Genomic DNA, 11649 nt, shown 5'->3' with positions numbered 1-11649 from the left:
GGGCCGCCTCCGCCGCGAACGCACGCACCCCGCGACCGGCGGGGATCCAGTCCCGCCCGTCCCGCTGGTCCATCGCGCGGACCAGCGCCGCGAGCTCCAGCACGGTGAACACCCGCGCGACGGCCTGCGGCACTTCTTGGAGTGCGAAGCGCATGTGCTCCTGAGCCGCGGCCAACACCAGATCCGCCTCCGCCACCATGAACGGCTGCAACGCGGCGGGACGGTGGCCTTCCAGCCCGGTGACGCCGGCCTCGGCGCCGAGCCGCACGAGCGGCGGCGGCACCGTCAGGGCCTGGTTCGGCTGGGAGCCGGCGCTGCCGACCTCCACCCGGCCGGGGGCCAGAGCCGCCAGCCGGCCCTGCAGGGCCCGGCTCGCATAGGCCGAGCGGCACACGTTGCCGGTGCACACGATGAGCACGGCGTCCGGCGAGGGAAGGGCCCGGCGCCCCCGCCGGGCAGGCGGAGCCGAGCTCGACAGCGCCGGGCGACGGGAGAACGAGATCAACCGCGCGCGGCTCCGCCGTCACGCTCGAGCCACGAGGACAGCGCCCGGGCCTGACGATTGACGACCTTGCCGACCATCGGCTCGGCCTTCGCCGCGAGCTTCGAGCCCACCAGCGGGATCCGGCAGACGAGGGTGCCGTCCACGGAGAACTGGGAGCCCTCACCGGCGGCGGTCAGGCGGAGGGAGCCGTCCGCCGTCGCCTTGGCGGAGGGAACGGTGATGGTGGTGGTGCCGGCGCGGGAGCCGTCCGCGGCGGGCGCGTCCCAGCGCTCCACCTGCTCCACCTGGAGGGCGGAGCCGATGAGCTTGCGGGCCATGTCCGGGACCCGGTCCGGGATACGGTCCGCGGGCAGGGAGCGCACGGCGGTGACGGTCATCGCGCCCTCCGGGGAGCCCTCCACGGAGAACGAGACCAGGGAGCCGCCGAAGGACTCGACCACGGAACGGTGGAAGTCCTCGGACGCCAGGGCGGCTGCCACGGCCGCCGGCGGGTGCGGGATGGACTGCTGAGCGGAAAAGGCCACGGTGTCTCCTCGGGGTCAAGTCGGGCCGCGCCCGGCGGGCCGTGAGAGGGCCGGCACCGGTTCGCCGACGGCGATGGGCGTCCATCCCTCACCTTATATGCTGGCCTCCGCGACCCGGGTCCCGTGCACGGCGCCGGGACCGGCCGCGCGACCCCTTGTGAACCCCCTGGAAGGTGTGTCCGCCATGTCGGCACTCTGGGCCGTGGCCCTCATCATGCTCCTGAGCGGGACGGCGAAGCTCCGTTCCGGCGAGGACGTGCAGGCCACGTTCACCCGGCTCAGGGTGCCCCGCCCGTTCGCGGCCCCCGCCCTGGCGCGCGCGTTCCCCTGGCTCGAGCTGCTGCTCGCCGCCGCCCTCCTGCAGCCCTTCACCCCGCTGCGTCCCGTCGTCGGCCTGGCGGCCGTGGCCCTCTTCGCCGCCTTCCTCGCGCTCGTGGTCCGGGCCCAGGACGACGGCGTCTCGTGTGGCTGCTTCGGCGAGGCCTCGGCCGCCCCGATCTCCCGCACCACGGTGGTCCGCAACGTCGTCTTCCTGGTGCTCGCCGTCCTGGCTCTGGTGGAGGGGATCGTCTCGCTGGCGGTGCACGGCGCGGGCCTGGCCTGGCAGCCGCTCACCGCCTTCGGCGCCGGCGCGTGGGCCTGGGCCCTGCTCGTGACCGTGCTGCTCACCACCGCCGCGTTCCTGGCCGGCCGTGAGTCCGTCCCGGCCGCACCGGACGCGGCCCCGGCGACGCCCGAGGCCCCGGACGCCGCGGACCCCGTGGGCGAGGCCGAGCCCGAACGCCGCCCGTTCCCGGACGCCGTCGTGGTCGCGGACGGCGAGTACACCGGTCTGCACCGGCTGGTCCAGGACGGGGCCGTGGTGGCCCTGCGCCTGTCCACGGGGTGCGGCTCCTGCGCCCGGGTGATCGAGCGGCTGGACGAGTTCAAGGACGCGCTCGGGCCGGTCCGGCTGCGGGTCCTCATGCCCCAGCGGGCCCCCGGTGCAGACGGCGCGATCCGCAGTGGCGCCGTCGACGCGTCGCTCGTGCTCGCCGACCCGGACGGCGCCGCCTCGCAGGCCATCGGCCTGCATTCGTTCCCCACCGCCGTGCTGCTCGGTACGGACCGGCTCACCGCCGGCGGCCCGGTGGGCGGCGCCGACGACGTCCTCGCCTTCCTCGAAGAGATCCGGGAGATCATGACCACCGAACTGCCCGCCGCCACGGACGGCTCCACCGCCACCCCGGAGGTCCGCGCATGAGCGCCCCCGAGACCACCCCCGTCCTCGCCCCGCTGCTGCCGCGCCTGCGCGCCGAACGCGCGCTCGAGGCAGCCGCCGCCTCCGCCTCCCGGCCGCTCGAGGCCCGGGGCGTCGAACTGGAGATCGGCCTGCCCGACGGCGCCCGCGCGCCCCTGCTGACCGTCCTCGCCGAGGCGCTGGCCGAGGGCCACGGCGAGCGCGCCGCCGTCCTCGTGGTCACCGCGACCACCCGCGAGGCCGAGGACCTCGTGACCGACCTGGCCGCCTGGGCACCCGCCGGTGCCGCCGCGCTGTTCCCGTCCTGGGAGACGCTGCCCCACGAGCGCCTGTCCCCGCGCTCGGACACCGTGGGCGCGCGCCTGGCCGTGCTGCGCCGCCTCGCCCACCCCGAGGAGCACGCGGAGGGCCCGCTGCGCATCGTCGTCGCCCCCGTGCGCGCCGTGCTGCAGCCCCTCGTGGCCGGGCTCGGCGAGCTGAGCCCGGTGACCCTGCGGACGGGGGAGGAGCGGGACTTCGACGGTGTGGTGGCCGCGCTCGCGGACGCCGCCTACTCCCGCGTGGACATGGTCAGCCGTCGCGGCGAGTTCGCGGTGCGCGGCGGGCTGATCGACGTGTTCCCGCCCACCGAGGACTACCCCGTGCGCATCGAGTTCTTCGGCGACGAGGTGGAGCAGATGCGCTGGTTCTCCGTGGCGGACCAGCGCTCCCTCGAGGACACCACGGAGGACGGCTCGGGCCACCCCTCCGAGCTGTACGCGCCCCCGTGCCGCGAGCTGCTGATCACGGACCACGTGCGCCGGCGCGCGAAGGAGCTGATCCCGGCCATGCCCGCCGCCGCGGACATGCTGGACCGGATCGCGGAGGGCGTCGCTGTGGAGGGCATGGAGTCCCTCTCTCCGCTGCTGGCCGAGGCCATGACGTCGCTGCCGCGCATGCTGCCCACCGGGTCGCTGACCGTCCTCGTGGAGCCCGAGCGCCTGCGCGGCCGCGCCGACGACCTGCTGGCCACCAACGAGGAGTTCCTCCAGGCCGCGTGGGCCGGCGCCGCGCAGGGAGCGGTCGCCCCGGTGGACGTGGCCGGGGCGGACCAGTCCGCCGCCGGCGGCTTCCTCACGGTGGCCGAGCTCCGCGCGGCCGCGCTCGAGCAGGACCAGGGGTTCTGGTCCGTCACCGCGCTGGTCTCGGACGCTGAGCTGCTGCCCGACGCCGCCACCCTGCGCGCCACCCTCGGCGTCCCGCAGACCTTCTCGGGCGACATCGAGGCCATGGTCGCGCACACCCGCGTCCGGCTCGCGGAGGGGTGGCATGCCGTGGTCCTCACCGACGGCCCCGGCTCCGCCCGCCGTCTCGCCGAGCTCACCACGGAGGCCGGCCTCATGGCCGCCGTGGTGGACGGGCCCCTGCCCGCGGACCTCGCCCCGGGGCGGGTCTCCATCGCGACGGCGCCCGTCGGCTCCGGCTTCACGATCCCGGACGCGCAGATCGCCCTGATCACGGAGCACGACCTCTTCGGCCGGCACCGCACCGTGGGCACGCGCGCCCCCGGGGCGCGGCTGGCCCGGAAGCGGCGCAACGCCGTCGACCCGCTGACCCTGCAGCCCGGCGACCACGTGGTGCACTCCCAGCACGGCATCGCCCGCTTCGTGGAGCTGCAGCGCCGCAAGGTCACCGGCGGCCCGCGCACCGCCCCCGGCGCCGAGGAGTCCTACCGCGAGTACCTCGTGCTCGAGTACGCGCCCTCGAAGCGCGGCGCCCCGGGCGACCGGCTGTTCGTGCCCACCGACCAGCTCGACCTGATCTCCACCTACGTGGGCGGGGAGACGCCGTCGCTGTCCAAGATGGGCGGCTCGGACTGGGCGCAGACCAAGTCCAAGGCCAAGCGCGCCACCCGCGAGATCGCCGGCGAGCTCATCCGCCTGTACTCGGCCCGCATGGCCTCGCGCGGCCACGCGTTCGCCCCGGACACCCCGTGGCAGGGCGAGCTGGAGGAGGCGTTCCCGTTCATCGAGACGCCGGACCAGCTGACCACCATCGAGGACGTCAAGAAGGACATGGAGGCGGCCGTGCCCATGGACCGGCTCGTCTCCGGCGACGTCGGCTTCGGCAAGACCGAGGTGGCCGTGCGCGCCGCGTTCAAGGCGGTGCAGGACGGCAAGCAGGTGGCCGTCCTCGTCCCCACGACGCTGCTCACCCGCCAGCACCACCAGACGTTCTCCGACCGGTTCGCCGGCTTCCCCGTGAAGGTGGCCGCGCTCTCCCGGTTCCAGACCGCCAAGGAGTCGAAGGAGGTCGTCGAGGGGCTCGCGCACGGCGAGGTGGACGTGGTGATCGGCACCCACCGGCTGCTCTCCGACCAGGTGCAGTTCAAGGACCTGGGCCTGGTGGTCGTGGACGAGGAGCAGCGCTTCGGCGTCGAGCACAAGGAGGCGCTGAAGAAGATGCGCACCAACGTGGACGTGCTCGCCATGTCCGCCACGCCCATCCCGCGCACCCTCGAGATGTCCCTCACCGGCATCCGTGAGACCTCCACGCTGGCCACCGCCCCGGAGGAGCGCCACCCCGTGCTCACCTCGGTGGGCCCGTACTCGGACCAGCAGGTCACTGCGGCCATCCGCCGCGAGCTGATGCGCGAGGGTCAGGTGTTCTACGTGCACAACCGCGTCACCACCATCGACAAGGTGGCCAAGCGCATCGCCGAGCTGGTGCCGGAGGCGCGGATCGCCGTCGCCCACGGCAAGATGAGCGAGGCCCGGCTCGAGCAGATCATGGTGGACTTCTGGGAGCGGAAGTTCGACGTGCTCGTCTCCACCACGATCATCGAGACCGGCCTGGACATCGCCAACGCCAACACCCTGATCGTGGAGGACGCCCACCGCTACGGCCTCTCGCAGCTGCACCAGCTGCGCGGCCGCGTGGGCCGTGGCCGTGAGCGGGCCTACGCGTACTTCCTGTACGACCCGCAGAAGCCCCTGGGCGAGGTGGCCCTCGAACGGCTCAAGGCCGTGGCCACCCACAACGAGCTCGGCGCGGGCATGCAGCTGGCCATGAAGGACCTCGAGATCCGCGGCGCCGGCAACCTGCTGGGCGGGGAGCAGTCCGGCCACATCGCCGGCGTGGGCTTCGACCTCTACCTGCGGATGGTGGGCGAGGCCGTGGCCGACTTCAAGGGCGAGGAGGACACCGCGCCCGCCGAGGTGAAGGTGGAGCTGCCGGTCAACGCCCATCTGCCGCACGACTACGTGCCGGGGGAGCGGCTGCGCCTGGAGATGTACCGCAACCTCGCCCAGGCCGCGGACGACGCCGCCGTGGACGCCGTGGTGGAGGAGCTCAAGGACCGGTACGGCCCGCTGCCGGAGCCGGTGGAGGCGCTCGTCGCCGTCGCCCGGTTCCGCAACCGGGCGCGAGCCGCGGGCGTCACCGAGGTCATGCTGCTGGGGCAGAACGTGAAGTTCGGCCCCGCCGCGGACCTGCCGGAGTCCCGCCAGATGCGCCTGACCCGCATGTACAAGGGCGCCCAGGTCAAGCCGGCCCTGAACGGCGTCCTCATCCCGCGTCCCAAGACCAAGCCGGTCATGGGTCAGGATCTCGTGGACGTCCCGCTGCTCGAGTGGGCGCAGCAGGTGGTCGACGCGATCTTCGCGCCGGAGGGCTGAGGCGGGTCAGGCCGTCCGCACGCGGACGAGGACGCCGTGCGCCTCGAGCATCTCGAGGAAGGCGTGGACGTCGGCCGCGACGTCGGCGGGAGCGAGGCCGAACGCCTCCGCCACCTGGACCGTGACGTCCGTCGTCGACAGCGGCACCGGCGGATCCGCGACCAGGTCGTCCTCCGGGGTGCGGCCGCCCACGAGGACGTCCCAGATCACGTCGCCCGAGGCGCCCAACAGCAGCGGCTGACCGGCCTCGAGCGTCATGACGACGGCCTGGCCGCCGGCGGTGCGGGCCCACGCGATGTCGGGGGCGAGGGCCCAGCCCTCGGTGGTCTCAACGGTCACGGCGCACCGCCTTCCTCCAGGCCCAGCCGGCGAGTGCGCCGAGCCGGGCGCGTTGCTCGCGCCACAGGTCCGCACGGGTGACAGGCCGGCCCAGGCGCATCTGCAGATGGGGGCGGTTCACCGGGATCGTGCGGGCCACGAGGACGGCCCGCTCCCGCGCCGTGGCGGCCGACCGCCACCGGGTGCGGAACAGTTCAAGACCGCTCTGGCTCTCGTGCAGCGCCGCGAAGAGGGTCAGCTGCCGGGTGTCGACGCCGTCGGCGGCCTCGCCCGTGGCGACGTGCCAGGCCGCTCCCGCGTCCAGCCGGTGGGATTCCTCGCGCAGGGCGGCCCAGCTCTCGGCGGTGAGGGATTCCCGGATGTGCCGGACGTCGAGGCCACCGCGGAACGGGTCGCGGGCCGCGTGGACGATCACGACGAGCCGCTGGTGGCGCGGGCTCGGCACCGGAACGGGCCGGCCCGCGATCACGAGGTGGGCGTGCTCGCTCCACAGGGCGTCGAAGGCCGCCTCGGGGGACGCGCCGAGGCCGGGGAAGAGCCGATGCACGTCCACATACCCCAGCTGGTCATGCCAGAGCGTGGCCGCGTGCTGGAAGATCGACCCTTCCGAGAAGTCAGCGACCGGTTCCCAGGCGTGGGCGTGCAGGAGCTCGATGACGGCGGCGGCATCGGCCGGAGGGACCAGCAGGTCCACGTCCGAACTGCGGCGGTGGTCGGGGTAGACGCCGGGCTCGGTGGCGTAGCCCTTGAGATGCAGGCCGCGGATGCCGGCCCGGTCCAGCAGATGCGTGATGCGGGCGTGAGCGAGGCGGACGCGGACCTCGAGGTCCAGGGACGGCGGGGCGGCCGGTCGCTGTCCCGTCGCTCGTTCTCCCATGGCCGCGAGCATAGTCGACCGTCAGAAGGGTCCATCGGTGACCGTGCCGGCGTGCCATCCCTGGAATGTGCGACAGGGCTGGCAGTGAGCTGTGAGACTCGTCTAGACTCACCTATAGAGTTCCACAGCCGATGCTCACCGAGTATCCCGCGGTGCTCCGTCCACTCGCGTGACCCCGTTCGGGCGCGAAAGCCACACCTCGACTCGAAACGAGTGAAGCCATGCAGAAGAACACCTCCACCCTCTCCCGTCGCAAGGTGACCGCCGGCATCGCGTGGTCGGTCCCGGTCGTCGCCGCCGTCGCCGCCGCCCCGTTCGCCGCCGCCTCCCCGACCGGCTGCGCCGCCGTGACCACGGGAACCGCCGAGAAGTTCCCGGGCGGTGGCCACCCCGATGGCATCAAGCAGGCCTACGGCTTCACCATCACCATCACCAACACGTCGCCCACCCCCGTGTACGTCGACCCGGGCACGGTGACCGTGGTGTTCGGCGGTCATACCACCCGAAACGGCGAGGCGCGTCTCTACACCGCCAACCCGTGCAGGGGAGGCAAGCGACTGGCCGCCATGGACCCCGCGCTGCTCCTGCAGTCGGGCCAGTCCAAGACCTACTACTACGTGGTGAACAACACCGGCAACTCGGCCAACGAGTCCGGCTGCGTCGAGGGCAAGCTGCAGCTGGCCCTGCCGAAGGGCGCTCCCGAGGGTGCCGATCTCTGCAACGACGGCGTCGTCGAGTTCAGCAACTGCTTCGAGACCACCCCGCCCACGGCGCGCTGCTGATCGTCGGAGCACCACCACGAAGGGCCCCGCCTCCTCAGAGGCGGGGCCCTTCTGCATCCCCGTGCCCGCGTCGTCATTGCGACGACCTGGCCCTGCGGCCGGGCGCGGTCAGCGTCGTGACGTGTCGCCCGCGGTCCCGGCCGCGGCCTCGGCGGCGTCCCGGGGCGCCTGGTAGTAGGCGTCGTAGCTGCCGCCGTCCGCGCCGTAGCCCCCGCCGTAGTAGTCCGAGCCCACGCCGGAGGCCGGGGTGCCGTTGAGCACGACGCCGAGCACCCGGGCGTTGACGCCCGCGAGCATGTCCCGGGCCACCTCGAGGTGCTCCTTGCGGGTCTTGCCGTGGCGGATCACCAGGACGGTGCCGTCCACCGCCGTGGCGAGCAGGGTGGAGTCCGTGACGGGCAGCACGGGCGGGGCGTCCACGAGCACCATGTGCGTCTCGGCGAGGGCGGTGAGCAGGTCCCTCATCCGCTCGGAGCCGAGCTGTTCGGACGGGTTCGGGGGAGTGCGGCCGGCAGGCAGGAGGAGCAGCCCGTCCTCGCCCACGGGGATCAGCACGTCCTGGAGGGCGACGTCCCCGTTGAGGACCTCGGACAGGCCCACACGGCCGTCGACGCCGAACTGCAGGGCCTGACGGGGGCGCCGCAGATCGGCGTCGATGAGGATCACCGGCTGGCCGGCGGCCGCCACGGTCAGGGCCAGGTTGCCGATCACCGTCGACTTGCCCTCGCCGGGGTTGGAGCTGGTGAACGCGATGGTGCGGGGCGGATCGTCCACCGCAGCGAACCGCAGGTTGGTCCGCAGCTGACGCACCGCCTCCGACGCGCGGGGGGAGAGGGGCGCCATCGGCGCCGTGCGTTCCGCCTTCATGCTGGGGTCCAGGGGGATGGCGCCGAGCAGGCCCGCCCCGCCCGCCACCTGGGCGTCCGTCGTCGTCCGCACGTTGACGTCCAGCAGCCGCCGCAGGAACGCGACGACCAGGCCGAGGACGAGGCCTGCGCCCAGGCCGTACAGCAGGTGGCGGACGCGGTCCGGGCTCGAGGGCGCGGCCGGGGCGAGGGCGTCCTCCATGGCCGTGACCTTGACGTTGGACGTCGGATCGAGCTCGTTCGCCACGTCGGCGGTCGCCACGAGCGCCCCGTTGGCCAGCGCGGCGGCCTGCTGCGCGTCGGGGGCCACGGCGGACACCGTGATGAGGTTCGAGTTCGGCACCAGGGCGGCGCTCATGGTCGCGCCGACGGTGTCCAAGCCCTCGGCCGCGATCCGCTCACGGACCGTGCGGCTGTTGATCAGCGGGATGTAGGACTGGGCCCGGGTCTGGGCGGTCTCGGTGCCGGAGATGCTCGCCTCCCCCTCCACCGTGACGAACGCGGTCGAGGTCGCGGTGTACAGCGTGGGCTGCAACAGCGAGTAGAGGAGGCCCAATGCCAGGCCCAGGGCGGCGCACCCCAGGATCACCAGGCGGTTCGCGCGCAGCACACGGAGGAAATCGATGACGTTCATGGGGTCCCAGGATCGAAGGGCAGCGGCTCAGCTCACTCTAACAAGCGGGACAGCCCATTCCTTCGCACTCGTCTACGCTGGGCGTGAGGCGGAGACGTGCCCTGACAGGACGACGGAGGAACGGTCATGACGGTGGGGCACGGCGCGCACGGGCCGCGGCACTCCGACCCCCGCTACGTGGCCCTGCAGGCGGAGCGGGAGAGACACGCCCGCGCCGCCGCCCGCGGCACGTCCGTGTGGTCGGCCGACCCGGACGCCGTCGTCCCCCGCGAGCCCCTGCGCATCCCCGAACTGCTGCTCGGCGCCCTGCTGGCCATGGAGGCGTTCGGCGTCCCCCTCGGTCCCGTGGCGCTCCCGCTGAACGAGGCGGGCATGCTCCTGCTGTTGGCTCTGGCGCTGTGCCGACGGTCCCGCCGCGATGTCTCCGCCCTCGGGTTGACCGCCGTGCTCGCCACCGCCGTGCTGCTGTTCCTCGCGATCGTCTCCGTGTCCCAGGGCATCCCGGATCTGGACTGGCTGCGCCGGTGGGTGCGGATCGCGGCCCTCGTCGGGCTCGTCGGCTGCATCGCCGGCGGCCGGCTCAGCCTGCGCTCGCTCGCCGTCGGGCTCGGCGCCGCCATGGCCCTGAACGTGCCCCTCTTCTACGCCGGCCTCGTCCCCGCGCCCTACGGCAGTTTCCTGACCGGCATCCTCGCGGACAAGAACGTGGCGGGCCTCTACTACGCGGCCATGCCGGTCCTGGCGCTCGCCCTCGTGCGGGCGCGGCGGTGGAAGCTGATCCTGCTCGTCGCCGCCGCGGTGTGCGTCGTCCTCACGGGCTCCCGCACCTCCATGGCGGGCTTCGCCTGCGCCGTCCTGTGGCTCTGGCTGACGCCGCGGATGGGGGCGGGTCTGCGCCTGGTCCTGCTGGCGGTCCTCGCCTGGGCGGTCGCGTTCGCCGAGGAGAACCTGGCCCGCATCGCCTTCTTCGCGGACCGCACCGGCACGGACTGGCTGCGCTCGAACATCCAGGCCGAGACGGCCGTGCGCGTCGCGGAGACGCCGTGGTACGGCCGGGGCCTCACCACGGCGTACGTGGACTTCGGCGGCGCCACGTGGCACTACCACAACTCCTACGCGGGCCTCTACACCGAGGGCGGCGTCGTGCTCCTCCTCGCCGTCCTCGGCGCGTACGCGTTCTTCGGGCTGCGCCTGTTCAGCGCCCGGCTGCGCACCCCCTCACGTGTGGCGGTGGAGGCGGCGGCCGTCGTCGTGTTCGTCTCCGCGACGCAGCTGGGCGAGGTGTTCATCACGATCCCCAGCATGCTCGTCGTCGCCGCCGGCGTGACCCTCTGGCTCGACGAGCGGGACGCCCCGCTCGAGAGCGAGGTGCTCGAGCGGCGCCGCCGTCGGGTGCTGGCCGCGGCGCGCCGGGGGCAGCACGCCCCGTCCTCCGGCGGGCACGCCGTCCCCGATCTCTGACGCCGGCCGGTCAGGCGCCCGTCGGCTCCTCCTCCACGAGGTCCCCGTCGAGGGCCCGGGCGATCTCCCACGCCAGCAGCTCGACGATCGGCTGCGCGGTCTGCGCCATGGCGGCGTAGCCCTCGGCGGGGCCGCGGAACGGGTCCGGCAGATCCGCGTCCGGTCGCTCCCCCTGGGCGATCAGGCGGGAGCGCAGCTCCGCCAGCGCCGTGACGAGCGCGGTGACGCCCGCGCCCGGAGGGACCGCCGCGGCGAGCTCCTCGCCGTGGTCGCGCAGGAGGGTGCCCATGCCGAGGATCGTGAAGGTCCGGCGCACCGCCGCGGGGTCCTCACGCAGCACCTCGTCCAGGTGGTCGTCCGTCGCGGTCAGGACGAGGTCCTGGTCCGCCAGCGAACGCCCGGTCAGCTGCTGCGGTCGATGCTGCGTCAACGCGGCGCGGACTCGGCGGCTCGGCGCGAGGTCGAGCAGCGGGCCGGGGACGGTCAGCGCCTGGTTCGGTTCCGTGCCCGCGCTCGTGACCACCGCGCGGCCCCGGTCGCCGAGCAGGGCGTTGAGCTGCGCCTGCAGCGCGTACTCCACGTAGGCGGAGCGGCAGATGTTGCCCGTGCACACGACGAGGACGCGGGCGCTCGGCAGGGGGCCGGGGACACGGTCGGCCGGTGAGGCGGGCGAGGCCGGCTCAGCGGCCGCGGCGGTCGCGGGAGCCACCGCGCGCTCGGCCGGCGTCGCACGCTGCCGCGGCGCGGCGGGGTCGGCCGGGGGGG

10 protein-coding genes are annotated in these 11649 nt (G+C 73.9%); 4 read left to right on the top strand and 6 right to left on the bottom strand.

Annotated features, from left to right (window positions below; genetic code table 11):
- On the bottom strand, window positions 1-418 hold a 418-nt coding region (locus SJ20_RS09355; protein ID WP_044659726.1), incomplete at its 3' end, for a low molecular weight phosphatase family protein.
- A gap of 83 nt (window positions 419-501) precedes the next feature.
- Window positions 502-1029, bottom strand: coding sequence for a DUF2505 domain-containing protein (locus tag SJ20_RS09350; RefSeq protein ID WP_044659725.1), 528 nt, complete (start codon window positions 1027-1029; stop codon window positions 502-504).
- 184 nt (window positions 1030-1213) lie between these two features.
- Between SJ20_RS09350 and SJ20_RS09345 the strand changes: the two genes are divergently transcribed.
- Together SJ20_RS09345 and mfd are read left to right on the top strand one after the other, a co-directional pair.
- On the top strand, window positions 1214-2272 hold the full coding sequence (locus SJ20_RS09345) for a MauE/DoxX family redox-associated membrane protein (protein ID WP_044659724.1): 1059 nt from the start codon (window positions 1214-1216) through the stop codon (window positions 2270-2272).
- The gene (gene mfd / locus SJ20_RS09340) at window positions 2269-5925 is read left to right on the top strand and encodes a transcription-repair coupling factor (RefSeq protein WP_044659723.1); all 3657 of its coding nucleotides are present in this window, start codon (window positions 2269-2271) and stop codon (window positions 5923-5925) included. Before SJ20_RS09345 ends, mfd begins: the two co-directional genes overlap by 4 nt.
- Before the next feature lie 6 nt (window positions 5926-5931).
- Here mfd and SJ20_RS09335 read toward each other — a convergent pair whose 3' ends face one another.
- Both SJ20_RS09335 and SJ20_RS09330 read right to left on the bottom strand, forming a co-directional pair.
- Window positions 5932-6264: a PqqD family protein gene (locus SJ20_RS09335; RefSeq protein ID WP_044659722.1), complete on the bottom strand. Its 333-nt coding sequence runs from the start codon at window positions 6262-6264 to the stop codon at window positions 5932-5934.
- Entirely contained in the window at window positions 6254-7141 is an 888-nt protein-coding gene (locus SJ20_RS09330) for a nucleotidyltransferase family protein (RefSeq protein ID WP_044659729.1), read from the bottom strand. The genes SJ20_RS09335 and SJ20_RS09330 overlap by 11 nt, the downstream gene beginning before the upstream one ends.
- A gap of 221 nt (window positions 7142-7362) precedes the next feature.
- Between SJ20_RS09330 and SJ20_RS09325 the strand changes: the two genes are divergently transcribed.
- Window positions 7363-7923 (top strand): hypothetical protein, encoded by a 561-nt coding sequence (locus SJ20_RS09325; RefSeq protein ID WP_044659721.1) that lies wholly within the window; start codon window positions 7363-7365, stop codon window positions 7921-7923.
- A 108-nt stretch (window positions 7924-8031) separates the two neighbouring features.
- Here SJ20_RS09325 and SJ20_RS09320 read toward each other — a convergent pair whose 3' ends face one another.
- Window positions 8032-9423 carry a polysaccharide biosynthesis tyrosine autokinase gene (locus SJ20_RS09320; RefSeq protein WP_044659720.1) on the bottom strand — a complete coding sequence of 464 codons (1392 nt, stop codon included), beginning with the start codon at window positions 9421-9423 and terminating at the stop codon, window positions 8032-8034.
- A 126-nt stretch (window positions 9424-9549) separates the two neighbouring features.
- Between SJ20_RS09320 and SJ20_RS09315 the strand changes: the two genes are divergently transcribed.
- Window positions 9550-10884, top strand: coding sequence for an O-antigen ligase (locus SJ20_RS09315; RefSeq protein ID WP_052833456.1), 1335 nt, complete (start codon window positions 9550-9552; stop codon window positions 10882-10884).
- A 10-nt stretch (window positions 10885-10894) separates the two neighbouring features.
- On the opposite strand, the gene SJ20_RS09310 is transcribed toward SJ20_RS09315, so the two are convergent.
- Window positions 10895-11649, bottom strand: a 755-nt coding sequence (locus SJ20_RS09310) for a low molecular weight phosphatase family protein (RefSeq protein ID WP_052833455.1), incomplete at its 5' end; no start/stop codon positions are given.

The sequence above is a fragment of the Micrococcus sp. MS-ASIII-49 genome (genome assembly GCF_000946635.1).
GTDB lineage: Bacteria > Actinomycetota > Actinomycetes > Actinomycetales > Micrococcaceae > Micrococcus > Micrococcus luteus.
The sequence above is the reverse complement of the archived record's forward strand: the minus strand, read 5'-3'. Positions and strand labels throughout refer to the sequence as shown.

Excerpts from the sequence above, each read along its gene's own strand:
- SJ20_RS09345 (WP_044659724.1), top strand. The coding sequence starts at position 1,214 with ATGTCGGCACTCTGGGCCGTGGCCCTCATCATGCTCCTGAGCGGGACG.
- mfd (WP_044659723.1), top strand. The coding sequence starts at position 2,269 with ATGAGCGCCCCCGAGACCACCCCCGTCCTCGCCCCGCTGCTGCCGCGC.
- SJ20_RS09325 (WP_044659721.1), top strand. The coding sequence starts at position 7,363 with ATGCAGAAGAACACCTCCACCCTCTCCCGTCGCAAGGTGACCGCCGGC.
- SJ20_RS09330 (WP_044659729.1), bottom strand. The coding sequence starts at position 7,141 with ATGGGAGAACGAGCGACGGGACAGCGACCGGCCGCCCCGCCGTCCCTG.
- SJ20_RS09315 (WP_052833456.1), top strand. The coding sequence starts at position 9,550 with ATGACGGTGGGGCACGGCGCGCACGGGCCGCGGCACTCCGACCCCCGC.
- SJ20_RS09320 (WP_044659720.1), bottom strand. The coding sequence starts at position 9,423 with ATGAACGTCATCGATTTCCTCCGTGTGCTGCGCGCGAACCGCCTGGTG.